This window comes from Thioalkalivibrio sp. ALMg3 (assembly GCF_000381225.1).
Classification (GTDB): domain Bacteria; phylum Pseudomonadota; class Gammaproteobacteria; order Ectothiorhodospirales; family Ectothiorhodospiraceae; genus Thioalkalivibrio; species Thioalkalivibrio versutus.
The window spans coordinates 16972-40640 of the sequence record NZ_KB906233.1 but is presented as its reverse complement, the minus strand read 5'-3'; the positions used below and the strand labels follow the sequence as shown (position 1 = coordinate 40640).

22 protein-coding genes are annotated in these 23669 nt (G+C 68.2%); 14 read left to right on the top strand and 8 right to left on the bottom strand.

Annotated features, from left to right (window positions below):
• The first annotated feature begins 152 nt into the window (after nt 1-152).
• The 4 genes from F622_RS0112540 to F622_RS0112525 all read left to right on the top strand — a co-directional run bounded on the left by F622_RS0112540 (nt 153) and on the right by F622_RS0112525 (nt 4063).
• Nucleotides 153-545, top strand: a complete 393-nt coding sequence (locus tag F622_RS0112540) for a PH domain-containing protein (RefSeq protein ID WP_018176301.1) — start codon at nt 153-155, stop codon at nt 543-545.
• Entirely contained in the window at nt 542-865 is a 324-nt protein-coding gene (locus F622_RS0112535; protein WP_018176300.1) for a hypothetical protein, read from the top strand. The genes F622_RS0112540 and F622_RS0112535 overlap by 4 nt, the downstream gene beginning before the upstream one ends.
• A 57-nt stretch (nt 866-922) precedes the next feature.
• Nucleotides 923-2476, top strand: a complete 1554-nt coding sequence (locus F622_RS0112530; RefSeq protein ID WP_018650600.1) for a bifunctional GNAT family N-acetyltransferase/carbon-nitrogen hydrolase family protein — start codon at nt 923-925, stop codon at nt 2474-2476.
• A gap of 213 nt (nt 2477-2689) precedes the next feature.
• Nucleotides 2690-4063, top strand: a complete 1374-nt coding sequence (locus F622_RS0112525) for a response regulator (RefSeq protein WP_018650599.1) — start codon at nt 2690-2692, stop codon at nt 4061-4063.
• A 51-nt stretch (nt 4064-4114) separates the two neighbouring features.
• Here the strand turns inward: F622_RS0112525 and F622_RS0112520 are convergent, their stop codons facing one another.
• Nucleotides 4115-4909, bottom strand: a complete 795-nt coding sequence (locus tag F622_RS0112520; protein WP_018176297.1) for a dienelactone hydrolase family protein — start codon at nt 4907-4909, stop codon at nt 4115-4117.
• A 194-nt stretch (nt 4910-5103) separates the two neighbouring features.
• Here F622_RS0112520 and F622_RS0112515 point away from each other — a divergent pair, with 194 nt between their 5' ends.
• From F622_RS0112515 to F622_RS0112500, 4 genes are read left to right on the top strand one after another with little or no spacing between them, the layout of a single operon-like run.
• Complete coding sequence (locus F622_RS0112515; RefSeq protein WP_019572080.1) at nt 5104-6000, top strand: HDOD domain-containing protein; 897 nt, start codon at nt 5104-5106, stop codon at nt 5998-6000.
• A gap of 44 nt (nt 6001-6044) precedes the next feature.
• Nucleotides 6045-6629 (top strand): Slp family lipoprotein, encoded by a 585-nt coding sequence (locus tag F622_RS0112510; protein ID WP_051080597.1) that lies wholly within the window; start codon nt 6045-6047, stop codon nt 6627-6629.
• A gap of 2 nt (nt 6630-6631) precedes the next feature.
• Nucleotides 6632-7123, top strand: a complete 492-nt coding sequence (locus F622_RS0112505) for a Slp family lipoprotein (protein ID WP_019572078.1) — start codon at nt 6632-6634, stop codon at nt 7121-7123.
• Nucleotides 7124-7182: 59 nt separating this feature from the next.
• Entirely contained in the window at nt 7183-8181 is a 999-nt protein-coding gene (locus tag F622_RS0112500; protein WP_018169205.1) for a zinc-binding dehydrogenase, read from the top strand.
• Between the two features lie 37 nt (nt 8182-8218).
• On the opposite strand, the gene F622_RS0112495 is transcribed toward F622_RS0112500, so the two are convergent.
• The 4 genes from F622_RS0112495 to F622_RS0112480 form a co-directional block, all read right to left on the bottom strand.
• On the bottom strand, nt 8219-9433 hold the full coding sequence (locus F622_RS0112495) for a TraB/GumN family protein (RefSeq protein ID WP_018144720.1): 1215 nt from the start codon (nt 9431-9433) through the stop codon (nt 8219-8221).
• Nucleotides 9434-9517: 84 nt separating this feature from the next.
• Nucleotides 9518-10639: a tetratricopeptide repeat protein gene (locus F622_RS0112490; protein WP_018169204.1), complete on the bottom strand. Its 1122-nt coding sequence runs from the start codon at nt 10637-10639 to the stop codon at nt 9518-9520.
• A complete protein-coding gene (locus tag F622_RS0112485) occupies nt 10636-12039 on the bottom strand; it encodes an adenylate/guanylate cyclase domain-containing protein (RefSeq protein ID WP_018176290.1) in 1404 nt (467 codons plus the stop codon). Before F622_RS0112485 ends, F622_RS0112490 begins: the two co-directional genes overlap by 4 nt.
• Nucleotides 12036-12866, bottom strand: a complete 831-nt coding sequence (locus F622_RS0112480) for an inositol monophosphatase family protein (protein ID WP_018176289.1) — start codon at nt 12864-12866, stop codon at nt 12036-12038. The genes F622_RS0112485 and F622_RS0112480 overlap by 4 nt, the downstream gene beginning before the upstream one ends.
• 96 nt (nt 12867-12962) lie before the next feature.
• On the opposite strand from F622_RS0112480, the gene F622_RS0112475 reads away from it, so the two are divergent.
• Together F622_RS0112475 and F622_RS0112470 are read left to right on the top strand one after the other, a co-directional pair.
• The gene (locus F622_RS0112475; protein ID WP_026289493.1) at nt 12963-13319 is read left to right on the top strand and encodes a DUF3301 domain-containing protein; all 357 of its coding nucleotides are present in this window, start codon (nt 12963-12965) and stop codon (nt 13317-13319) included.
• A complete protein-coding gene (locus F622_RS0112470) occupies nt 13316-14254 on the top strand; it encodes a hydrogen peroxide-inducible genes activator (RefSeq protein WP_018169200.1) in 939 nt (312 codons plus the stop codon). The genes F622_RS0112475 and F622_RS0112470 overlap by 4 nt, the downstream gene beginning before the upstream one ends.
• A 46-nt stretch (nt 14255-14300) precedes the next feature.
• Here the strand turns inward: F622_RS0112470 and F622_RS0112465 are convergent, their stop codons facing one another.
• Nucleotides 14301-15224, bottom strand: coding sequence for a GGDEF domain-containing protein (locus tag F622_RS0112465; protein ID WP_018176287.1), 924 nt, complete (start codon nt 15222-15224; stop codon nt 14301-14303).
• A gap of 265 nt (nt 15225-15489) precedes the next feature.
• On the opposite strand from F622_RS0112465, the gene F622_RS0112460 reads away from it, so the two are divergent.
• Nucleotides 15490-17403 (top strand): ABC-F family ATP-binding cassette domain-containing protein, encoded by a 1914-nt coding sequence (locus F622_RS0112460; protein WP_018176286.1) that lies wholly within the window; start codon nt 15490-15492, stop codon nt 17401-17403.
• Between the two features lie 86 nt (nt 17404-17489).
• Nucleotides 17490-17786, top strand: coding sequence for a hypothetical protein (locus F622_RS0112455; RefSeq protein WP_018144712.1), 297 nt, complete (start codon nt 17490-17492; stop codon nt 17784-17786).
• A gap of 133 nt (nt 17787-17919) precedes the next feature.
• On the opposite strand, the gene fliL is transcribed toward F622_RS0112455, so the two are convergent.
• Both fliL and F622_RS0112445 read right to left on the bottom strand, forming a co-directional pair.
• Complete coding sequence (gene fliL, locus F622_RS0112450) at nt 17920-18327, bottom strand: flagellar basal body-associated protein FliL (RefSeq protein WP_018650591.1); 408 nt, start codon at nt 18325-18327, stop codon at nt 17920-17922.
• Entirely contained in the window at nt 18324-19160 is an 837-nt protein-coding gene (locus F622_RS0112445) for a zinc-dependent peptidase (RefSeq protein ID WP_019572077.1), read from the bottom strand. The genes fliL and F622_RS0112445 overlap by 4 nt, the downstream gene beginning before the upstream one ends.
• 197 nt (nt 19161-19357) lie before the next feature.
• On the opposite strand from F622_RS0112445, the gene F622_RS0112440 reads away from it, so the two are divergent.
• Complete coding sequence (locus F622_RS0112440) at nt 19358-20455, top strand: efflux RND transporter periplasmic adaptor subunit (protein WP_369773005.1); 1098 nt, start codon at nt 19358-19360, stop codon at nt 20453-20455.
• Nucleotides 20456-20458: 3 nt separating this feature from the next.
• Nucleotides 20459-23635, top strand: a complete 3177-nt coding sequence (locus F622_RS0112435) for an efflux RND transporter permease subunit (RefSeq protein WP_019572076.1) — start codon at nt 20459-20461, stop codon at nt 23633-23635.
• The last annotated feature ends 34 nt before the right edge of the window (nt 23636-23669 follow it).

Genomic DNA, 23669 nt, shown 5'->3' with positions numbered 1-23669 from the left:
CGCGATCCTGCCCCGGGCGGGCCGGCTGACCGGCCCTTACCCGGCAAACTGCGAGCCCCGCCCCGTGCGGGGCTCGCTTTGTTTGGGACGGCGCGCCAAACTGGATGGGTCCGTGCTGTGCGGACGCGTCCGTCCCCAACCGGAGTCTGCGCATGTCTGCCCGTGAACCTGCGATCGACGCCCGACCGGCGATGTTCCGCAATCACCCGGTCGGTTTCATACTCAGCCTGGTGCTGATCCCGGCCTTCGGCCTCGGCTTGCTGATCCTGTTGTGGTGGTACTTCCAGACGCGCTCGGTACGGTTGCGCATCGATGCCGATCAGGTGCATCTGGAGCGGGGTCTGTTGTCGAAGTCGCATGTGGACCTCGATATCGGCCAGATCCGCACGGTGAAGGTGGACCAGAGTTTCTTCGACCGCATCTTCCGTGTCGGCCAGATCGCGGTGTACACCACCGGGGACAACCCGGAATTCCGGGTTAGCGGCATCCCGGACCCCAACCGGGTGCGCGAGTACGTTCGGGAGCGCCGCGAGGCCGTGGCATGAGCCGCTCGGACCGCCGCGACAGCCGCCTGGCGCTGCGTATTCTGCTCGGTACCTCGACGCTCGTGGCCCTGCTCGTCGCCCTGCTGGTGCTGGCGGCAGCGGTGTCCCTGCCGGGGCTGTCGGACTGGGTCGCGCTCACCTTCGATGATGGTATGGGCCTGCAGAACGCGGCCCTGGTCGCGGCCATCGTCTCGGTGCTGGTGTCGATCGTGTTCGCCCTGGCCGCCGGCGAGGGTCTGATCGGGGAATTGCAGTTCATGATCCCCGGTTTCTTCCTGTTCTTTGTGTTCTTCTGGTTGATGCTGGCCTGGATCTTTTGATCCACGCCCATTCCCCGTGCATCCTGCCCCTCTGTCTCAATCCCGGAGCCCCCAAGCGTGACCACTGACGCGGACAACGAGTCGAACCCCCAGCACCACCTGACCCTGCGTCCGACGCGGGTCGAGGACTACGAGGACATCCGCGAGATCATGGAGCGGGTCTATCACGACCTCGACGGTGCCTGGAGCGAGGCGCAGTTCCGGTCCCAGGTGATGCGCTTCCCCGAGGGCCAGATCTGCATCGAGGACAACGGCAAGGTGGTCGCCGCGGCCATCAGCCTGATCGTCGAATACAAGCGCTTCGGTGATCAGCACAATTACTGGCAGATCACCGGGAATGGCTTCCTGACCACTCACGACCCGGACGGCGACACGCTGTACGGCGTGGACATCTTCGTGCATCCGGACTATCGCGGGCTGCGCCTGGGCCGGCGCCTGTACGACGCGCGCAAGGAGCTGTGCGAGAAGCTGAACCTGCGGGCCATCGTCGCCGGTGGGCGCATCCCCGGCTACGAGCAGTACCGCGACGAGCTGACGCCGCAGCAGTACGTACGCAAGGTCAAGAACCACGAGATCATCGACCCGATCCTGACATTCCAGCTGGCGAACGACTTCCACGTCCGCAAGATCATCACCAACTACCTGCCGGACGACGAGAAGTCCGGGGCCTACGCGACCCTGATCGAGTGGCTGAACATCTACTACGAGGAGAAGGAAAAGCTGATCGGCGGCAGCCGTTCGGACGTGCGCATCGGCGTCGTCCAGTGGCAGATGCGCCCGACGGTGGACCTGGACTCCCTGTTCCAGCAGGTGGAGTATTTCGTCGATGCGGTTTCCGGCTATCGCTCGGACTGCGTGCTGTTCCCGGAATTCTTCAACGGCCCGTTGATGGGGGCCTTCAACCAAGACTACCCGGCCGAGGCCGTGCGCCGGCTGGCCGAGTACACCGAGGCGGTCCGCGAGGAGATGGTGCGCCTGGCGCTGGCCTACAATATCAACATCGTGGCCGGCTCGATGCCCGAGTACACGGACGATGTCCTGCGCAATGTCTCCTATCTGTGTCGTCGAGATGGCACCTGGGACCGCCAGTACAAGATCCACGTGACCCCGGACGAGGTCTCCTACTGGGGCCTGCAGGGCGGCGACGAGGTGCATGTCTTCGACACCGACTTCGGCAAGATCGGGATCCTGATCTGCTACGACGTGGAGTTCCCCGAACTGCCGCGAGTGATGGCGGACCACGGTCTGCAGATCCTGTTCGTGCCCTACTGGACCGACACCAAGAATGCCTATCTCCGGGTACGGCGTTGCGCCCAGGCCCGCGCGATCGAGAACGAGTGCTACGTGGTGATGTCCGGCTCGGTGGGCAACCTGCCCAAGGTCGAGAACATGGACATGCAATACTCCCAGGCGGCTGTGTTCACCCCGTCCGACTTTGCCTTCCCGCACGACGCGGTGGCCGCGGAGGCCACCCCGAACACCGAGATGACCCTGATCGTGGATCTCGACCTCGACAACCTGAAGGAGCTGCGCAATCACGGTTCGGTGCGCAACCTGCGTGATCGTCGGCGCGACCTCTATTCGGTCAAGTGGAAGTCGAAGCCCGTGTAGCAAACACGGAGCGGTGGTCGCGCACGACGCTCCGCGGGCCGATCGCCCGGAGCGAGAAAGTGTGAACCGGTTCCGGTTGCCCCGGCGACCCCACTGGCATCCGGACGCGGGGGCCCGTAGTCTTGCGAGTCTAGGGATGTTCGGCCACCGGGGGTACAGCGTGGTCGGCGGCCGTGCCGCTGTCAGGCGGCCGGATGTCAGTCAGGGGGAAGCATGAGCGATCAGATACCGGACCCAAAACGCGCCGCGATCCTCGTGGTGGATGACTCCAAGGTCATCCGGGTTGCGTTGCAACGTATTCTGCAGGGTCAGAACACCGTCTACGAGGCGGCCGACGGCGAACAGGCCCTGGAACTGCTGCAGCAGTATCCCGATATCGGGCTGGTGCTGACCGATCTCTCGATGCCGGGCATCGACGGGCAGGATCTCCTGCTGCGTATTCGTGATGGCGTCGATGACCTCCCCACGGACCTCCCGGTGGTGATCGTGACCGGTCAGGAGAGCGACGAGGCGGCCAGCGACGAATGGCGTTCACTGGGGGCCAATGCCGTCCTGATGAAGCCGTTTGTTCCCACCCGCGTGCGCGAGGTCGTGGCCGAACTCCTGCCACCGCCGCCGGTCCCCGAGCCGCCCCCCTCCGGAGCGGCCCCCGACTCCGCCGAGAACCAGGCGCTGCGCGACGAGGTCGAGCGCCTGCGCCGCGAGTTGATGCTGCGGCAGCAATCCTCCAATGAGCGCGAGGCGCAGAAAGAGCTGGAGCGTCTGCGCAACGCCCTGGGCGAGGCCCGCGACGAGTCCACGGCGGCGTTCCAGCGCGCGGAAGAGCGGGATCGCGAGATCGAGGCCCTGCAGGGTCGTCTGGAGGAGGCGGAGACGGCGCTGGCCGAGGCGCGGGCGCGGGACGAAGAGGTCGCGGCAGCAGCCGAACAGGCCGCGGCCCGCGAGGAGGAGCTTGCGGCCTTGCGTGTGCGTGTGGAAGAACTCGAGGCTGAGGGCGCCCCGGAGTCGACCGAGCCCGACCGCGAGACCGAACAACTGCGTAGCCGGGTGCGCGAGCTCGAGAGCGAGAATGTCCGTCTGGACCACGAGCTCGTCGACCTGGAGCGCCAGCGCGAGGAGGAGCAGACGGAGCTGAAGGTGGCGCGGGGCGAGGCCGAACGCCTGCGCCGCGAGCGCAACCAGCAGTGCGAGCGCGCCGCGGCGGCCGAGAAGGCCCAGGCCGAGGCCGAGCAGCGCTGTACGGATAGCCAGGATTCGGCTTCGGATCTGGGTGACCGCCTGGTGGCCCGCGAGCAGGAGCTGGCGGAGGCCCAGCAGCGCAACCAGGACCTGCGTGGCCGCATCCGTGATCTGGAACATGCCCTGACCGGCCACAGCACCACCGCTGCGGCGGAGCCGGCGAGCGAGCCGAGTCGGGGCGAACCGGTCAAGGCGGAGCCGGAGGACAGCCTGCGAGCGTCCCTGTTCGATGCGCAACACGCGCGACCCGCGCGCCTGGGGCGTCGCCGCTGGTTCCGGCTGGCGTTTGTCGGGGTGCTGGCGGTGATCGTGGTCCTGGGGGTGGCAATCTACCTGCGCGGGATCTGAGGCGCCGCGTGAAAGGGGCGGGCACCTGGCAGTGCCCGCCGTACATCGGGTTTAGTGCCGATCGCGGAGGACACCCAGCAGGTGGTTCCAGGAGTCGTGGTCGGCGCGGGCGTCATAGCCGACCGGCATGCCGAACTCCTCGGCAATCGCATCGGCCCCCGGATTGGTGAAGCTGTGCTTCACGCCGGAGAATTCCACCACGGTGTAGCGTACTTCGGCCTCCTGCATCTCCTTCTGGAAACCGGCGACCTGCTCCGGCGGGATCATCGGGTCTGCGGTACCGGTGAAGGACAGCAGTTCGGCCGACACCTTGCCGACCTCGGCCGGGTGCTCGGTTGCCAGGCCGCCGTGGAAGCTCGCCGCCACGTTCAGGTCCATCCCTGCGCGCGCGGCCTCGAGGGCCACGGTGCCGCCGAAGCAGTAGCCGACCGCGGAGGGCGCCGCATCCGCGCTGGCATCATGCGCGCGCAGCCAGTCGTAGGCGGCCTGGAAGCGGCCCAGCATCAGGTCGCGATTCTCGCGGATTTCTCCGGCGAACTCGCCGGCGGTAGACGGGTGATCGGCCAGCTTGCCGCTGCCGTACATATCCAGGGCGAAGGCGGTGTAGCCCTCGCGGGCCAGCTGCTCGGCACGGTCGCGGGCGTAGTCGTTGTGGCCCCACCATTCGTGAATGACCAGGACCGCCGGGTGTGGCCCGTCGCCTTCGGGATGGGCCAGATAGCCGGTCATCTCGTCGCCGTCATGGTCGTAGGCGATCTCTTCGGTCTGGATACCGGCCAGGGCCATGCCGGGGAGCAGGCCGGCGAGCAAAATGGCCAGCGGCGCAAATGCGGACTTGCTAAACATATGGGCACCTCCTTGGTGGTCGAAGCGTCGTGTTTTCGACCCGGGCCTCCGAGTATGGTTCGGGCCCGGCCGGGTTACAACGAAGGGGACAGCGGCTACAGTAGAGAGGTCGGGGCCACGTGCGCGAGGTGGCCTCGAAACAGGACGAGTGAGGCGCAGCGATCCCCGTTCCGCCTCGGCAAGAGGATCCACCCATGTCCGACCGATCCGCCAACGATTCCCTTGAGGCCCGCGTCCAGTCGGCTGACAAGCTTCTGGCCATGCCACAGGTGGTGTTCGAGGTTGCGCGCCTGCTGGAGGACGACGACGCCACGGCTGCCAGGATCGCCAGCAGCCTGGGACGCGATCCCGGCCTGGTGGCCCTGGTCCTGCGCATCGCCAACAGCCCTGCCTATGCCCCGGCGCGTCCGGTTGACTCGGTAGACCGCGCGATTGCCCTGCTGGGTCGCGATGCCCTGCAGCGTCTGGTGGTGGCGAGCGCGATCACCCGCGCCACGGCCAGCATCCCCGATCAGGAACGCCTGCCGCTGGAGGTGTTCTGGCGCCATTCGGCCTACTGTGCGGTGATCGCGCGGCAACTGGCGATGCGCGTGTCGCCGCGCCAGGCCAGCGGGATCTTCCTGGCTGGCCTGCTGCATGATCTTGGCAAGCTGTTGTTGTTCTCGCAGTCGCCGGAATCGGCCCACCGGGCCTTCCTCTCCAGTCTGGATGTTGGCGACGGCCTGAGCCCGCAGGGCGCGGAGCGCGCGCAACTGGGCTTCGATCATGCGGAACTGGGTGGGGCCCTGGCCGCGCACTGGGGTCTGCCGGAACTCCTGGTCGACTGCCTCGCCGGTCACCATCAGCCGCTGCAGGCGCCGGAGCGCAATCGTACCTCCGTGATGCTGGTGCACCTGGCCAACACCGGTGCCCATCTCGCCGAGATCGATTCGCGCGACTGGGCGGATGCACCCCCGGTAGACCCGGCGGTGTGGGACGCCCTGCACCTGGCCCCCGAGGTCCTGCTCGCCGCGGTGGAGGAGGCCCAGCACGAGGTGCTGGCGGTGCAGGATCTTTGCGATCCGGCGCACGATGGGGAGCCGCGGCCATGAGGGCGCGCCGTGAACTTGAGGGTGGCGCTCGAATCTCATCGACTATGCAGAGTCGGGCATTGCCACTGGTACGATTGCGCGCGCTGGTCCTGACGGGGCTGCTGCTCCTGCTGACAGGGTGTGCCGGGGTTCCGGCGGCCCTTTCCCCGTTGCCTGCTGCCGCCCCCGATCGCGATCAGGTGCTGGCGGATCCCGAGGCCGTGAAGGGCGAGACCGTGGTCTGGGGTGGGGTGATTGCGGACATCGAGAACACCTCGGGCGGTACCCGGCTGGAGGTGGTGGCCCGCGAGCTTGATCGCCAGGGGCGACCGCAGGAGGCGGATCGCTCACCCGGGCGCTTCCGCGTGGTCAGCAGCGGTTTCCTCGACCCGCAGATCTACAAGGCAGGCCGCGAGGTGACCGTGCGGGGTGTCATCCACGGGATCGAGGAGGGCCGCATCGGCGACTACGCCTATACCTTCGTTACGCTGCAGGCGGATGCGGTCTACCTGTGGCCGCGGCGCCCGCCACCGACGGAGCGCGGCTACCGCGATCCGTTCTACGACCCGTTTTATGACCCGTTCTATAGCCCCTGGGGCCCGCGTTACGGCCTCTATGGGCGCTATCACCCGCATCCCTGGTACTGGTGAGCATGACCCGATTCCTGCGTCCTTTTCTGGCATTGCTGCTGCCCGTGTTCCTGGCCGCCTGCGCCTCCGGCCCGCTGGAGGCCCCGGATGACCCGGCCGTGCAGGTCGAACCGCGTGCAGTCACCGCCGATAGCCTGCCGCCCGACGAGCAGGTATGGGGCGGGGTGATCGCGCGCGTGGACAATCGCGCCGAGGCGACCTTCATCGAGGTGGTCGGTTACCCGCTCAGTCGTCAGGAGCCACAGACGCGGCAGTCCACCACCGGGCGTTTCCGCCTGCGTGTGGAGGGCTTCGCCGACCCGGTGGACTATCGTGCCGGGCGCCGGATTACCGGTGTCGGGACGGTGACCGGGGTCGAGGACGGCCGGATCGGCGAGCTGGACTACGTATTCCCGGTGCTGGAGGCCCACTCGGTGCACCTGTGGCCGGAGCCCGAGCCGCCACGATCTTCCGGCGGTGTGCGCTTTGGCATAGGCATCGGAATCGGCCTGTAGGCCGCACTCGGGGCGGCCGGCGCGCGTTTCCACGAATCCCCATGCAACGAGGAGTAGTCATGCGAGCAGTCGTGTTCGACCAACCCGGAGCCGCCGAGGCCCTGCGTCTGGACGAAGTGGCGGAGCCGGCGCTCACGGCCCCCGATCAGGTCCGCATCCGGATGCTGGCGGCCGGTGTCAATCCGGTGGATACCAAGGTGCGCGCCGGGGGCATGATCGTCCCCGGTGCGCCGCGCAACACGCCGGGCTGCGATGGGGTAGGCATCATCGAGGAATGTGGCAGCGCCGTGCATCACGCGCGGCCGGGGCAGCGGGTTGCCTTCTGTTTTGGTGGGGTCGGGGCCGATCCGGGGACCTACGCCGAACAGGTCGTGGTGCCCGAGGCCGCGGTGGTCCCGGTGCCGGCGGCGGTATCCGATGCCCAGGCCGCCGCCCTGCCGCTTACCTGGCTGACCGCCTGGGAGGCCCTGTTCGAGCGGGCCGACCTGCAGCGCGGCCAGAGCGTGCTGGTCCACGCGGCGGCCGGCGGGGTCGGGCAGATGGCCGTACAGATCGCACGCGCCGCCGGCGGCCGGGTACTGGGGTTGGTGCGGCGCGACGAGGCGGGCACGATTGTCACCGCACTTGGGGGCGATGTCGTCGACCTGCGCAAGCCGGATGCCGCGGACGCGATCATGCAGTACACCGATGGGCGTGGCTTCGACATCGTGCTGGACACCGTTGGTGGCGAGGTCTTCCGCGAGGGACTGACGCAGGTGGCCTATGGCGGGGATCTGGTGACCCTTCTGGCCCCCCCGGAGGATACCGACTGGAACCCGGCGCGGCTGCGCAACCCGAGCATCAGCCTGGAGCTGATGCTGACCCCGATGCTGGAGAATGATCGCCGCCGTCTGAAGCACCAGGCCACCCTGGTGGCCGAGGGTCTGGCCCGGCTGGCCAGCGGTCGCTTGCAGGTCAACGTCGAGGATACCCTCCCGCTGGCCGAGGCCGCCGAGGCCCACCGGCGCATCGAAGCCGGCGGCCGCCGCGGCAAGCTCGTGCTGCGCATCCCCGAATAAGCGGGTCTTGCAACCACGAAGCGCGTGGGGGAGGAGATTAGCTGCCGAAGAGGTGGCTGAAGACGCGGGCGCCGCCGATGTAGGTGCCGGCGGCCGAGCCCAGGGTGGTCAGCAGGAATACCAGCAACACGCGCGAGACGCGGTTGCGCCACCAGCCGCGTGGCGTGGTGGTGTCCTGACGCAGACTGGCAAAGTCGGAGACCCGCGGCTTGCGCAGGAACAGCTCGGCCGCGGCCGCCACAAAGCCGACCCCGATGGTGGGATTCAGCGAGGTCAGCGGGGCCGCCAGGGCAGCGGTGAGCACGGTCAGTGGATGGGCCAGGGCGATGATCGCGCCGAGGGCCGCCAGCCCGCCGTTGATCAGTACCCAGTCGATCACCATCTGCAGGCCGATATCCGGGTTGCGCGAGAACCCGATGGCAAAGCCGGCGAGGATGATCCCGATCACCACCCACGGGACGACCTTGGGCCAGCGCGCCTTGGGCGGGGCCTGGTCCAGGGCGTCGAGGATCGCGTCCGGCGGGGTCAGGTGATCCTCGGCCTGTTCGGCAATCCCGGGCAGGTGGCCAGCCCCCACCACCGCCAGGATGCAGCGCGTCTCCGGGTTGGCCGCGAGGCGGCGCAGGTGGGCGGCCATGTAGTGGTCGCGCTCTTCGATCAGGGTGCGGTAGAGGTCCTCGGACTGCTCGGCGAACTCGCTGAAGGTGGACTCCAGCATGTCGCCTTCCTTCAGGCGCTCGATCTCGGATTCGTCGATCTTCTCGCGCGAGAGTACGGAGCTGAACAGTCCGCCGATCAGCCCCATGCGTTCCCACCAGCGCACTGCGCGGTAGGTGCGGCGCAGGGTCAGGCCGATATCCCGGTCGATCAGGGCCAGGGGGAGGCCATTGTCCAGGGCGCCGTCCATGGCCGCGCGCATCTCGGCGCCGGGTTCGATGCCGTACTGGTCGGCCAGGCGTTGCTGGTAGGCCCCGAGCGCCAGACTGGCGGCGATCATCGGGGCCTGGCCCTTGCGCATCACGCTGAACAGATCCATGCGCCCGACTGCGTCGGGGTCCAGCATCGCGCGCTGACGGCTTTCGCACAGCTCGACCGCCACGCTGTCAAAGGCCCCCGTGTCGATCAGGGCACGGACCTTGTCGGCGCTGGCGCGCGACACGTGCGCGGTGCCCAGCACCACGACTTCGGTGTCGCCCAGTTGCAGGACGCGGTGGGGTTCGTCGGCGATCAGTTCCTGGACGGCGGGATTCATGCGTGGCGGGCTCTTGCTCCGGTGGGCGGGCCGTATTCTACGGCGAATGCGCGCGGCCCGCAGCGCCGGGCGCCGGCTTGCGCGCTACGGGGCATCGGGCTCGGCCTGTGGCACGTCGTCGGGCGGGCTGTCTGCCTCCGCTTCAGGGAGCGGTTCCGGCACGCGAAGGCTCTCCAGGCGTTCGACCACGCGCAGCGCGCGCTCGTGGGCCGAGAGGAGTCCGGCATGGTCGGGCGCCAGTTCGAGCCCCTCTTCCCAGTGTCTCAGGGCCTCTTCGATGTCACCGGCGGAGTAATGGCTGCGGCCCTCCTCCAGCAGCGTCTCGGCGCGCGCGTCTCGGCGCTCGCGCCATTCCTCGCACAGCGCGCGATGGGCTCGCTGGGCGGCCTGGTCCGGGCCGGAGGCGTCGGTGTCGGGGGTGATCTCGTTGCGACACCAGCGCGCCGCCGTGGCCAATTCGCCGGCCTCCAGGGCCTGACGCAGGCGTGCATTGATGGTGGAACGCGGGACCTCTTCCTCGATCTCGGGGGCTTCGGCCTGGCGCAGTTCCCGCTCCAGGCGCGCGATGCGTTCTGCGCGTTCGGAGTCGGAGGCCAGGCCCTGGGCCAGGTGCAGTAGCTCCAGGCGTTCCTCGCCATCGGTGTCGGCGGCGTAGCCATCCAGCGCCCGCGCCAGGGGCTCGCGACGATTGGCAAGGCGGTCGGGATCGTCCGGCAGTCGTTCGCTGTGGCGCACCAACGGACGCATCACCTCGAGCAGGCGCAGCCGCTGGACCAGGGCGCGCGCCTCGAGGATGTCGTGGCGTTGCTGCAGGGTCTGCAATCCAACCTGTCGCTGGCGCTCCAGTTGGCTGATGAATTCCCGACGTTCGCTGTCCGGCGGCAGTTGTGCCTCGGCCGTCTCGAGGATCTCCAGGGCCTGAGCGACCGCGCCTTCGGCCGAGGCGGCGCGCGCCTCGTGCATCGCCTCGGCCGCGGCGGTCGCGGCCTCGTCCTCGATGGCTGCCCGGCGCTCGGCCCATCGGGCTCGCGGTTCCGGGTCGTGCTCGTCGATCAGCTCGAGGGCATGCTGGTAGTTACCCGTCTCCAGTGCGCGTTCGATGCGCTGCTCGGGCGGGGCGAAGGGGTCCAGAGCGGCGCAGCCCTGGACCAGCAGAAGGGCCAGCAGGATGCTCGCGAGCGGGAACAGGCCGCGGGCTGCAGTCATGTGCGATCCGTAGCGTTCAGTACCCGGGTGGTGGGCACGGCTTCGCTGACCCCGTGCAGCTCGTGGGTGCCCCAGTCTTCGGTGCGGAACTGTCCCTTCACCTGCTCGTGCTCCATGAATGCGGCAGTCGTGACCAGCCCGCCGGCGGGCGCGACCGTGACCAGGCGGGCCGCGAGGTTGACGGTGTCGCCGACTACGGTGAACTGCATGCGGTCTTCGGCCCCCATGTTGCCGGCCAGCATCTCGCCGGCATTCAGGCCGATACGGAACTCCACCCGGGTATCGCCGCGGCGTTCACGCTCGGCGTTGATCGAGGCGACGGTGTCCAGCAGGGCCAGGCCGGTCTGCACAGCGGTCAGGCGATGGTTTCCGGCATCCGCCGCGAGGCCGAAGACCGCCATGGTACAGTCGCCCATGTACTTGTCCACCGTGCCGCCGTGACGGGCAATGCATTCCGACATCGGCCCGAAGAATTCGTTGAGCATGCGGCCCAGGGCCTCCGGGCTGCAGCGCTCCGAAAGCGCGGTGTAGCCCTGGATGTCGGCAAACAGTACCGATCCCTCCAGCGCGCGACCGCCCAGCTCCACCCGGTCCAGATTCTCCAGGATGTCCTGGGCGATGGCGTCCGACACATAGCGGCGCAGGGCGGCCTCGACCTGGTCCTTGCGCAGCAGGTCGCGCGCCATATCGTTGAAGGCGTCGGTCAGCTGGGCGATCTCGTCCTGGCGCACCATCGGCAGCGTGTTGCCCTGGTCATCCATGGGGCGGGCGCGCGAACGCATGCTCTCGGCCAGGCGTTCCAGTGGGCGCACCAGGCGCTTGCTGATGTCGATTGCCAGGATCAGGCTCAGCAGAAACACCCCGACGGCCGTGGCGATCCCGGCGTTCAGGGTGTTGCGTATTAGCTCCTGCATTGGCGAGGTGTCGATGTAGGCCTCGATGTAGCCCACCTGTACGTCCTGAAAGCGCACGTTGCGTCGGTAGGGTTCCATCGTCGGTGCCAGCGGCCACACCCCGTCGGTGAGGGATTGCTCCGGGGGGGTCCCGGCGCGGGCAACCTGACCGCGGTCGATCGCGTAGGCGGCGATGGACTCGACGCGCCCCTCCTCCACCAGTGAGTTCAGCAGGGTTTCCAGGGTCAGGTAGTCCTCGGCCAGCATCAGTTCCGCCGAGGTCCGCGCGACCGGCGCCACGGTGCTCTCGGCCTGGGCGCGAATCTGGTTGTCCAGCACGTTGCTGACCTGGTTCAGCACCACAGCCGACAGGGTCACGATCCCGGCCAGTGTCAGCCCGGCGATCGCCGCGACGATCTTCCATGCGATCGGCAGGTAGCGTGGGGTGAAGTCGGCGCTGCCGACGCCCAGGCGTGCGCCACCGCCGGACTTGCGGCGGCGGATCACGAGGGGGTCTCCGGGGCGGCAAGCCAAGGGGCCAGCCACGCCCGCCAGTCGGCGAGCAGGGTGTCGGAGCGCGCCGCCACCGCGGAGCGCTTGGTCAGCGATCGTCCGAATACGGGCTCGCCCGCGAGGTTGCACATGGCACCGCCGGCGCGGGCGAGCATCAGCCCGCCAGCCGCGCTGTCCCATGGGGCCTGGCCACCGTGCAGGTACAGATCGGCGCGGCCGGCGGCCAGCCAGGCCCACTCCAGGGCGCAGGCGCCGAGGTTGCGTTGCGAGCGAAACGGCGCGTTGCAGGCCAGTTCACCCGCCAGGGGGGCATCCAGGCGCTTGTAGTCCACCAGGGCGATGGCGCGGCCCAGCTCCGTGACGGGAGGGCGAGTGGTCGCCGGCGGGGTGACCCCGTTGAGCTCCAGCGCGCTGTCTTCGGTGGCGGTAAAGAGTTCTTCGCGTACCGGATCGTAGGTCGCGCCATGGGTGACCCGGTCACCCTCGATGCGGGCGATGGAGATGGCGAAGAAGGGCATGCCACCGGCGAAATTGGAGGTGCCGTCCAGCGGGTCCACCAGCCAGAAGGCGGGGGCGGTCTCCAGTACGCGTGCCTGTTCGCCGCGTGCCTGTTCCTCGCTCAGTACCGGCGTGTCCTGTCCGTATGCGCCCAGCAGGGTGCGTACACGCGCATCCACCGCGTGGTCGGCCTCGGTGATTACGCTGCCGTCTGCCTTGTAATCAACGGCGATATCGGCCTCGAAGCGGGGCAGCAGTTCTTGCTGCCCGATCTCGCGCAGGCCCTGCGCGAGATCGGAGAAGGGGATGGCAGTGGTAGTCATGCAGACCCGGAAACGCTGGTGGCAAGGTAAACGAACCGGAGACGGCCGGGCATGCCCGGAAAAACTCGGGTTCGATTGCGCTTATCATACCGGTCCATGACCGGCTTGATCATAATCATATCCATTGCCTTGATAGGGTTTTACGTTAATGACACCTGGCGTGCCAACGAGCGTGCCCGTCGGGTGGGGCGGCAGGCCTGCGAGCGGGCAGGGGTGCAGTTGCTCGATGCCACCGTCGTGCGTACCGGCCAGCGCCTGGTCTGGGGCGACCGCGGCCTGGCCCTGCAACGCCGCTACCGCTTCGAGTTTTCCGCCGATGGGGCGGGGCGACATCCCGGCGAGATCTCGCTGGAAGGCCGACAGTTGAAGCGCGTGACCCTGGACTGGCCGGACGGCGGCCGCGAGTTTCAGGGGCTGGACAGCGATGACAACAGCGGAGGGGCGCCCCGGTGACCCTGAGCGAGCTGCGGTATGTGGTCGCCGTCGCCGATGCCCGTCACTTTGGACGGGCGGCCGCGGCCAGCCACGTCAGTCAGCCATCGCTGTCGGTGGCGGTGCGCAAGTTCGAGGAAGAACTGGGCGTGACCCTGTTCGAGCGCGGCCGCGGCGAGGTCAACGTGACGCCGGCAGGTGAGCAGATTATCGCGCAGGCGCGGCGCGTGCTGGCCGAGGTCGAACAGCTGCGCTCGGTTGCCGTGCAGAGTCAGGATCAACTCTCCGGCCCGCTGCGCCTGGGTGCGATCTACACCATCGGTCCGTACCTGCTGCCGGAGCTGATCCCCGCGCTGCACGAGCGCGCGCCGAACATGCCGCTGGTGATCGATGAGAACTACACCGGGCGGTTGCGCGAGCGGCTCAAGCAGGGTGAGCTCGACGCGATCCTCATTTCGTTGCCGTTCGAGGAGCCGGGCGTGGTCACGCTTCCCTTGTACGACGAACCGTTCATGGCCGTGCTGCCGGCGGCGCACCCGCTGAAGGACAAGGAACCCCTGCGCCTGGAAGACATGGCCGATGCGACCCTGCTGATGCTGGGCGCCGGACACTGTTTTCGCGACCAGGTGCTGGAGCGCTGCCCGGACTGTCAGCGTACGGTGACTGCGGATGGCAGTACGCCGCGCAATCTGGAGGGGTCGTCGCTGGAGACAATCCGCCACATGGTGGCCTCGGGGATGGGGGTAACGATCCTCCCGTGCACGGCGGTGGGGGCGGATCGTTATGCCCAGCGACTGCTGGCCGTGCGGCGGTTTCAGGATCCGGCGCCCAGCCGCCGTGTGGCCCTGGCATGGCGCACCAGCTTCCCGCGTCCGGAGGCCATCGAGGCGCTGCGGCGCGCGGTGCTCTCGACCCCGCTGACCTGCGTCGATTTTATCCAGCCCGGCGCGGGGTAGGCGGCTTCAAGGCAATGCGGATTCGCGCGGGATGGGCTGCCGCGGCTCAGTTGCCGGCAAGGACGCGGTTGCGCCCGGCCTGCTTGGCCGCATACAGGGCCTCGTCCGCCGCCTGGTAGGCGGACTGCAGGGTGGCGCCGCGCCCGACGCCGGCCACACCAACGCTCGCGGTCACCTTGACCGCGCCGGCGCTCTCCAGCGCGGACTGGTCGGTGGCGGTGGCGCAGGCGCGCAGGGCGGCAATAGCCAGGCGGATGCGCTCGCCGCATTCCATGGCACGGCTGAGATCCGCGCCGGGCAGCACCGCCAGGAACTCCTCGCCGCCCATGCGCACACACAGGTCGGACTCGCGGGTGGTGCTGCGCAGGGTCTTCGCCACCAGGCGCAGGATGTCGTCGCCCACGCTGTGGCCGTATTCATCGTTGATCTGCTTGAAGTGATCGAGATCGATGGCCAGCACCGACATCGGGCGATCCTGGCGGCGGCAGTCGGCCAGCCACTGGGCGCCCTGTTTCTCGAAGGCGCGGCGGTTGCCGAGACCGGTCAGTTCATCGGTCTCCAGGCTTTCGTTCAGGCGCTGGAACCGCAGGGCGTTGGCCAGTGCCGGGGCGGCCAGCCCCAGCAAAGCCTCGATCAACTGCTGTTCGTCGTCGCTGAAGCGGCGTCCGCGCATCAGGATCAGCGAACCCATGGTCTCGTTGTTGAAGCTCATGCCGTACTCGATGCGATGGCGATCCTCGTCGCCGCCGGACCAGGTCTCGTCACTCTCCTGCAGGATGAAGAACCAGCCGCTGTGGTGGACCTGGGCGTGCAGGTGTTCCTGCAGGCGGGCGAGGACGGTCCCGAGCTCGAGACTGGAGGACAGGGCCTGCACGAAGGCAAGGGCATCAAAGGGCGTCCCGGCATCGCCAGTCGTCTTGCCCTTGGCGGATACCAGTCGCAGGTTGTGGGCGTTCCCGTCGCGGTTCATGGCCGTCTCGCTCGCATCGATCGTTGGGTCGAGAGTAAAGCCAGATCCATGCCACTTATCGTATATTTAGTTAAAACAGTGACTTGCATCACGGATAACGGAGGTCTTGACGGAAATTCGGCGATTTTTCGCCGCCCCCGGCAGGTCCTCACCGCCGCAGGCGGCAAGGTGCGGCAGGATTCTGACACCCTGCACCGGGGCGGCGTTTCCCGAGGATCGGCCGGCCTACATGAGCCGGGCGCGCGCTTGCCCTACACTGCGCCGCATGATTCGAATACAAGATATCGAGCTGCGTCGCGGCCGCCAGATCCTGCTGCAGCACGCCAGCCTCACCGTGCATGCGGGCTGGCGCGTCGGCCTGACCGGCGCCAACGGGTCCGGCAAGTCCAGCCTGCTGGCGGCGTTGCAGGGCGAATTGAGCCTGGATGCCGGCGAGATCGACCAGCCCGCGGAATGGGTGGTGGCGCACCTTCCGCAGGAGGTCCCGGGGAGCGAGCGCTCGGCCGTGGACTACGTGCTGGATGGGGATACCGAACTGCGCGACCTGCAGCAGCGCCTGGAGCAGGTGTCCGATGGCGCCGAGCAGGCCCGCCTGTTCGGCGCGCTGGAGGCGATTGACGGCTGGACGGCCGATGCCCGTGCGCGCCGACTGCTGGCAGGCCTCGGATTCGCTGCGGCGGATGCGGATCGGCCCATGAGCGATTTCTCCGGCGGCTGGCGCATGCGCCTGGGCCTGGCGCGCACGCTGATGACGCGCTCGGATCTCTTGTTGCTGGACGAGCCCACCAACCACCTGGATGTCGAGACCATCCTGTGGCTGGAGGACTGGCTGGCGCGTTATCCGGGGACGGTGATCGTGATTGCGCATGACCGGCGGTTTCTTGATTCGGTCTGCACCCATATCGCGCACATCGAGCGCGGTGGTATCGCGTTGTACGCCGGCAGCTACACCCACGCCGAGGCCAAGCGCGCCGAGGCCATGGCCCAGAGCGAGGCGTCGGCCGCAAAGGTGGCGGCCGAGCGCGCCCACCTGGAGGACTTTGTGCGCCGCTTCCGTGCCAAGGCGAGCAAGGCACGCCAGGCCCAGAGCCGACTGAAGCGTCTGGAGAAGCTCGACGAGGTTGCGGTGATCCGCGCGGCCCGGGCGATTCACCTGGAGATCCCGACCCCGGAGCGCCTGCCCGACCCCCTGCTGGCGCTGGATCATGCCGAGGTCCGATCCGGGGACCGCGTCCGCCTGCATCCGACGACTTTACGTCTGCGCCCCGAGGACCGGATCGGCGTGCTGGGCCCGAACGGTGCCGGGAAATCGACACTCTTGACGCTGCTGGCCGGCGAGCTGGCCCCGACCGCGGGCGAGCGCCGCGTGGAGCCCAACCTGAAGGTCGGCTATTTTGCCCAGCACCAGAGCGAGCAGCTGGACCTGAAGGCCTCGCCCCTGGTGCACCTGCAACGTCAGGACCCGCGCGCCGAGGAGCAGCGCCTGCGCAACTTTCTCGGTGGCATGGGTTTTCCCGGCGAGAAAGCGGACGCTCCGGTGGGTCAGTGTTCCGGCGGGGAGCGGGTGCGCCTGGTACTGGCGCTGCTGATCTGGCAGGCGCCCTCGTTACTGTTGCTGGATGAACCCACCAACCACCTGGATCTGGACATGCGCGAGGCGCTGGCCGAGGCGCTGGAGAACTATGCCGGTGGCCTGGTGGTGGTGGCGCATGACCGTGAACTGCTGGCTCGCGTCTGCGACCGTTTCTGGAAGGTGGAAGGCGGCCACCTGAGCGACTTTGACGGGGACCTGGATGACTACGCCCGCGAGCTGAAGGCCCGCGAGCGGGAAAGTGTCGCCGCGAAAGCCCCCGGAACGCCCGCCACGACGTCCCCGAGTGGTCCGGCACTGTCACAGAAGGAACGGCGGCAGCAGGCGGCGCAGGCGCGTGCCGCACTCAAGCCACTGAAAAAGAGTGCGGACCGAGCCGAGCAGGAATGTGTCCGTGTTCAGGAACGACTGGATGCGCTGGAGACCGAGCTGGCCGATCCGGCGCTGTACGCCGATGAGGCGGCGGATCGTCTGGCCCAATTGACCCGCGAACAGGGCGATTTGCGCAGTCGGCTGGAGACGGCGGAGGCCGAGTGGATGGAGGCGCTGGAGGCGCTGGAATCCGCCCAGGGTGAGACTGCGGAGTGAGGCCCTCTTCAAAGACCAACCCTTGAACTCGGGTATTGCGGGGTCTATACATAAGGGTGAATGCATTGGAGCGAGGAGTGATCCCCATGAATGCACAGGAACTGAATCGTCGCTGTGTCGAGCTCTTTCACAACCCGGATGCGAAACTGCATTGCTGGCACCCGCGCATGTTCTGGAAAACCAACATGCTGGAGAACCCGAAGCCGGAAGACCTGCAGGAACCCAAGGTCGACCTGCGCGAGCTGGAGGTCATGCTATCGGAGGCCGCGCACGAGCCTTCGCAGTGCGCCGACGAGCTGGAGCAGGAAGAGCCCGGTCGGGCTGCATTGATCCGGCACATGATGGAGCGTGGCGAGATGCCGCTGCTGCATCGGCCGCACTGATCGTTCCATCAAGGAGCGATGATCGATTATGGAGTGAGCCCCCAGCGGGGCTCGATCCCGTCATGTGCTGGCGGGAGCATCGGCCCCCGGTAGCCTGTGCTGCCGGGGGCTTTTCCTTGCCGGCGAGTGAGGATTACTGGCGGATGAAATCCGAGAAGTAGAGGGCTGCGATCCGGGGTGCCCCGGTAATCTCCTCGAGCAACTCGTTCAGCTCCTCCGTGGCCTCGTTGCGCAGGTCCTCGCGCGCGCCACCGCCGGTCAGGCTGTCCGGACTGCGCCCGCCAAGGATGCGGATCAGTCGGTCGCGCACTGCGGGAATATGCTCGCGGATCGCGCGGGCGTCTTCCAGATCGTTGCCTTCCAGCTGGATGGAGGCCTGCAGGTAGCGCCCGCGGTCGGAGGACGCCATGTTCACCACCACCGGCTCCAGGGTCACGTAATGGCTGTCCAGGTCGTCCACGGCGAGCGCGAGGGGCGCGGCCAGCATCAGGACAATCCCCAGAAGAGCAAGGTGCAGGGAACGAAAGGGGCTGCGGATCATGGTGTGTGCTCCGGGGCGGGTTGCGTGCTGGAGGCGATCAGGTCGCCGCGTCGATGGGGCTCCTGATCAAAGTATGCCACCAGATGCTCATAGATTTCGGGCATGGCCTCTCGCAGGCGCGCCGGCTCGAAGAAAAAGGACTCTGTCGCGACGGCCAGGAACTCCTCCGGGGCGGTGGCCGCATAGGGGTCCAGCGGCAGCTCGGCCTCGTCGATTTCGCCGGACTCCACGGCCTCCACGAAAGCCTCGAAGGCCCGCGAGAAATCCTCCGTCCAGGCACCGGCCGACTGCCCGCGGCGTAGTGGCGGAAACCCGTTCACCTCGCCGTTGCCGGCGTCCAGTACGTGGGTCATCTCGTGCACGACCACAGCGCCGTCGCGCTCGACATCGTTCCACGACAGGATGACCGGGCCGCGCTCCCAGGCCTCGCCGGACTGGGGTATCGCCCCCTGGTGGACGACGCCAGACTCGTCCACCCACTCGTGCTCGGGCACGAAGGTGTCGGGATACAGGATCAGCGTGCGCCAGTCGCGATAAGGCTCGAGGCCCAGTTCCAGCACCGGCAGCGCGGCGTAGGCGGCGATCACCTGGCACTGCCAGGGTTCCGGTTCCGCGGCAATCCCGATGAATTCCTTTTGCGCCAGGATTTGGCCGACCAGTTCGCGCAGCCGGGAGCGCTCTTCCGGTGTGAGGCGGGCGACGAACGGGACCCGCCGGCGCAGGGTCTCCCACTCGTCGTTGTCCAGCTGCACGGCCTCGGGCTCCAGGCCGGCAAACGGCCCCAGCAGGCGGCGGAACAGGCCACGCAGCGGAAAATGCGGTGTCGAGTGCATCGTCCAATCGTCGCATGTTTGCCCGCCGGGCGCCGTGCAGGACCGGAAAGCAGGGGGCACCCGCGCGAACCCCGAGCGCCTCCCTGGCCTGCGGGGCGTGGGCAGGAACCGCTACCATGGGGATCAATCCCAACGGTCGGTCGCCCGCGGGAGCACGATGGCACCGCGCGCCCCCCTCGCCAAACAGGTCGCTGCACATGCCGAACATCCAGGATGGTTTATTCGCGCGGTCCGCGCGCGCGACCCGCAGGGCTGGAGTCGCGCTCGCCTTTGCACTGGTGCTCTCGCTGACTGCCTGCGGGAATGGCAACGATGCCGGGGCCAATGATGAAGGCGGCGAGGCGGCCACCCCGGTCGCGGCGGTGGAGCTCCAGCCGCGGGATCTGTCGCGCGAGCTGATGGTGTCCGCGCGGGTCGAGCCGCGGGCGTGGGTGCGCCTGGCGGCGCGCACCGATGGTGTGGTCGAGGCGGTGCATGTCGAGGAAGGCGATCGCGTGGAGCAGGGCGAGACCCTGGTCGAGCTGGACGTGGCCGAGGAGCGCGCGGAGCTGGCGCGGGCCGAGGCGCATGTCGAGGAGGCCCGGCTGGAATACGCGCGCAGTGCCGAGTTGCGTGACGAGGGGATTGCCAGCCGAGCCAGCTACGAACGGGCACGTGCCGCGTTGCGCTCGGCCGAGAGCGAACAGGCGTTGTGGCAGGCACGGGTAGACTACGGCGCGCTCGCCGCCAGCCGTGACGGCGTGATCACCGAGCGCATGGTCGAGCCCGGCGAGGCGGTCGCCGCGCGCGATACGCTTCTGGAACTGGTCGATACCACTACGTTGGTCCTGCGCCCCGGGGTGTCCGAGCTGGACGTGCGCGATCTGGTGGTGGGCCAGGATGTACCCATTCGGCTGGATGCGTTTCCGGATGCCGATTATGTCGCGAAGATCCGGCGCATCTTTCCGGCGGCCTCGCCGGACTCGCAGCAGGTGACGGTGGAGATTGCCCTGCCGGCCGGGGCGGCCGACAACGGCGTGCGTCCCGGCAATCTCGGGCGCATCCGCATGACGGTCGACGAACGCCCGGATGTGCTGGCGGTTCCGGCCGCCGCCATCGGCGAGGACGGCGACCAACGCTATGTCTACGTGGTGGTGGACGAGCAGCTGGAGCGCCGCACGGTCGAGACCGGCGTGACCCGCGGCCCATGGACCGAGATCACGGACGGCCTGGAGGAAGGCGACATCGTGCTGGCCACCAACCCGATCGACATGCGCGAGGGCCAGCGCGTGCGCATCGTTGGCTGGCGGGGCTAAAAGATGGCGGCCGAACCGGAGGACCGTCCGCGCGGGCGGGTGACCAGCTTCTCCATCCGCCGACCGGTGGCGATCATGGCGCTGGCCTCGGTGGTGATCGTGCTCGGCATGTTCTTTGTTGATCGCCTGCCGGTGGACCTGCTGCCGCACGTCGAGTATCCGCATATCCGCGTGACCGTGAACCATCCCGGCACCTCGCCGGAGGTGATGGAGGAACAGGTTACCCGCGTGCTGGAACGCAACCTCGCGGCCACGGAGAACCTGACCCGCATCTACAGCCGTGCCTCCGAGGGCCGTACCAACGTCAATCTGCTATTCGAGTACGGGACCAACCTGGACCTGGCGTTGCAGGATGCGGCGCGCCACCTGGAGCTCGCGCGCACCCAGCTGCCGGACGATTTCGACTCCCTGCGCCTGTACAAGTACGACCCCTCGCAGGACCCGATCTGGGAGGCGGGGTTTTCCTCCACCGTGCGCACCGAGACCGCGGTGCGCGACTGGGTGGAACACCAGCTGGCGCCGCAGCTGATCGCGATCCACGGCATCTCCTCGGTGGAGGCCTCCGGCGGGCAGGAACGCGAGCTGGAGGTGATCCTCGACCAGGAGCGGGTGCGCGGCTATGGCCTTTCGCTGGCGGCGATCAGCGTGACGCTGGAGGACGAGAACCGCGAGGTGGCCGGGGGCTGGGTGACCTCCGATACCTTTGACGTGATGGCCAAGACCGAGGGGTTGTTTACCTCCGCGGCGGACGTGCGCAATGTGCTGATCCCGTTGCCGGGGCCGCAGTCCGCGCATGTGCGCCTCGGCGAGCTGGCCGAGGTGCGCGATGGCCACCGCGAGCAGCGCCTGTTCATCCGCCTGGACGGCACGCCGGCCGCGCGCGTGTCCGTGTTCAAGCTGCCGGACGCCAATACCGTTGAATCGGTGGACTCGGTACGCGCCACGCTCGAACGACTCGAGCGCTCGGGCTTCATCCCCGAGGACATCCAGTGGGAGGTCGTCAGCGACTCCGCCCCGTTCATCCGTGGCGCGGTCAGTTCGGTGGGTACCGCCGCGATCCTGGGCGGCGTGCTGGCGATGCTGGCGGTGTTCCTGTTTCTCGGCAGTCTGCGCAAGAGCTTCATTATCGGGTTGTCGATCCCGATCGCGTTGATGGCGACCTTCGCCATGATGGGCCTGGGCGGGCTCACCCTGAACATCATCAGCCTCGGCGGGCTCGCGCTGGGGGTGGGGCTGTTGCTCGACAACGCCATCGTGATGCTGGAGAACATCGTCCGCCATCGCGACAAGCTCGGAAAGTCGCCGGAGCAGGCGGCCCATGACGGGGCCGGCGAGGTGGTCTCGGCGGTCATCGCGGGCACTCTCACCAATCTGGCCGCGGTGCTCCCGTTCCTGCTGATTACCGGGATCGGGGCACTGATCTTCCGCGAGCTGATCCTGACGCTTTCGTTTGCGATCATCGCGACCCTGGCCGCGGCCATCACCCTGGTGCCGATGCTCGCGGCCCTGCTGACACGCATCCGCTGGGAGAGCGGACTGGACCAGACCTGGCTGCTGCGCGGCTTCGATCGCGGGGTGCAGGGACTACGCCGACGTTACCGGCGCCTGTTGCCGAAGGTGCTGCGCCTGCGCTGGGCGGTGCTGGCGGCGGCCGTCGTTTTGCTGATCGGCGCGGTGCAGGTGGGCGGTGAGCTGGGCACCGAGTTCCTGCCGCAGGTCGACGATGGCCAGGTCAGCGTGCGCATGGTCCTGCCGCCGGGCACGCCCCTGCACGAGACGGATGCGGCCGCACGCGATATCGAGGCCGCGCTGGAGGCGTTGCCGCATGTGGAGAGCGTGTTCGCGATGGTCGGCGGGCATCTCGGTGGCGGCGTGGTCAACGAGCGCCCCGGCACCTCCAATATCACCGTCCAGCTGACCCCGGCCGGACAGCGCGAGATGAGCGCGGGACAATGGGTGGCCGAGGCGCAGGAGGCAATGGATGCGCTGGAACTCCCCGGGGCACGGATTACCGTGCGACCGCCAAGCATCCAGGGGCTGCAGTTCAGTATCACCGGGGATGACCTCTCGATTGCGGTGGTCGGGGCGGATCTGACCGAGATGCGCCGCATTGCCCGCGAGATCGCCGGGCGCCTCGAAGGCATCCGGGGCCTGGAGGGCGTCGAGGTCGGGCGCGAGGACCAGAGCCCGATTTTGCGCGTCCATGTGGATCGCGAGCGGGCAGCTGCGCTGGGCCTGCAGGTGGGCCCGGTGGGACAGGCGATCCGCGACGCGGTGGAGGGATCAGTGCCGACGCAGTACGTCCGTGACGATCGCGAGTACGACCTGCGCGTGCGCCTGCCGCGCGAGGATGTGCAGGATACGGCCACCCTGGGGCGGATGATCCTGTTCCGCGACAACGGGGATCCCGTGCGCCTGGCGGACGTGGCCGAGTTCGAGACCGGCGAGGGGCCCGCGCATATCGAGCGCGAGAACCAGAGCCGGGTGGTGCGGGTGAACGGCGACATCAATACCGAGGTGAACGATGTCGGCTCGGTGATGACCGCGGTCGAGCAGCGCCTGGCCGAGGTGGATGTGCCCGAGCACTACAGTCTGCTGATCGGTGGCGAGTGGGAGACCATCCAGGAGACCCAGCGCGAGATGGCCACGGTGGTGGCGCTCGCGATCTTCCTGGTGCTGGTGGTGCTGGCGGTGCAGTACGAGCGCCTGGCGAATCCGCTGGTGATCGTGGCGGCCGCGCCGTTGTCGCTGACCGGGGTAGTCGCGATCCTGTGGGCGACCGGCACACCGGTCTCCGCCCCGGTGATGATTGGCGCCATCCTGCTGATCGGGGTGGTGGTGAACAACGCAATCCTGCTGGTGGAGTACATCGAGCAGGGGCGTCGACTCCGTGGCCTGAGCCCGGCGCGGGCGGTCGTGGAGGCCGGGGCATTGCGCCTGCGCCCGATCCTGATGACCACGCTGACGACGGTGCTGGGCATGTTGCCGCTGGCGATCGGCCTCGGCGAAGGGGCGGAGATCATGCGCCCTCTGGCGCTGACCGTGGTCGGCGGCCTGATCGCGGGGATGATCCTGACGCTGCTGGTGGTGCCCTGCCTGTACCTGGTGGTGAACCGCGCTGCGGAGGGACTGAAGCGGCGCCTGACCGGAGGCATGCGGGACGCTGCCCGCGCAGCCTGAAAAGGCCCGCTGCCGAATGGCGGACGGGCCGTGA

Coding starts and splice junctions, on each gene's coding strand:
- F622_RS0112540 (WP_018176301.1), top strand. CDS start 153: ATGTCTGCCCGTGAACCTGCGATCGACGCCCGACCGGCGATGTTCCGC.
- F622_RS0112535 (WP_018176300.1), top strand. CDS start 542: ATGAGCCGCTCGGACCGCCGCGACAGCCGCCTGGCGCTGCGTATTCTG.
- F622_RS0112525 (WP_018650599.1), top strand. CDS start 2,690: ATGAGCGATCAGATACCGGACCCAAAACGCGCCGCGATCCTCGTGGTG.
- F622_RS0112520 (WP_018176297.1), bottom strand. CDS start 4,909: ATGTTTAGCAAGTCCGCATTTGCGCCGCTGGCCATTTTGCTCGCCGGC.
- F622_RS0112515 (WP_019572080.1), top strand. CDS start 5,104: ATGTCCGACCGATCCGCCAACGATTCCCTTGAGGCCCGCGTCCAGTCG.
- F622_RS0112510 (WP_051080597.1), top strand. CDS start 6,045: ATGCAGAGTCGGGCATTGCCACTGGTACGATTGCGCGCGCTGGTCCTG.
- F622_RS0112505 (WP_019572078.1), top strand. CDS start 6,632: ATGACCCGATTCCTGCGTCCTTTTCTGGCATTGCTGCTGCCCGTGTTC.
- F622_RS0112500 (WP_018169205.1), top strand. CDS start 7,183: ATGCGAGCAGTCGTGTTCGACCAACCCGGAGCCGCCGAGGCCCTGCGT.
- F622_RS0112495 (WP_018144720.1), bottom strand. CDS start 9,433: ATGAATCCCGCCGTCCAGGAACTGATCGCCGACGAACCCCACCGCGTC.
- F622_RS0112490 (WP_018169204.1), bottom strand. CDS start 10,639: ATGACTGCAGCCCGCGGCCTGTTCCCGCTCGCGAGCATCCTGCTGGCC.
- F622_RS0112480 (WP_018176289.1), bottom strand. CDS start 12,866: ATGACTACCACTGCCATCCCCTTCTCCGATCTCGCGCAGGGCCTGCGC.
- F622_RS0112475 (WP_026289493.1), top strand. CDS start 12,963: ATGACCGGCTTGATCATAATCATATCCATTGCCTTGATAGGGTTTTAC.
- F622_RS0112465 (WP_018176287.1), bottom strand. CDS start 15,224: ATGAACCGCGACGGGAACGCCCACAACCTGCGACTGGTATCCGCCAAG.
- F622_RS0112460 (WP_018176286.1), top strand. CDS start 15,490: ATGATTCGAATACAAGATATCGAGCTGCGTCGCGGCCGCCAGATCCTG.
- F622_RS0112455 (WP_018144712.1), top strand. CDS start 17,490: ATGAATGCACAGGAACTGAATCGTCGCTGTGTCGAGCTCTTTCACAAC.
- fliL (WP_018650591.1), bottom strand. CDS start 18,327: ATGATCCGCAGCCCCTTTCGTTCCCTGCACCTTGCTCTTCTGGGGATT.
- F622_RS0112445 (WP_019572077.1), bottom strand. CDS start 19,160: ATGCACTCGACACCGCATTTTCCGCTGCGTGGCCTGTTCCGCCGCCTG.
- F622_RS0112440 (WP_369773005.1), top strand. CDS start 19,358: ATGCCGAACATCCAGGATGGTTTATTCGCGCGGTCCGCGCGCGCGACC.
- F622_RS0112435 (WP_019572076.1), top strand. CDS start 20,459: ATGGCGGCCGAACCGGAGGACCGTCCGCGCGGGCGGGTGACCAGCTTC.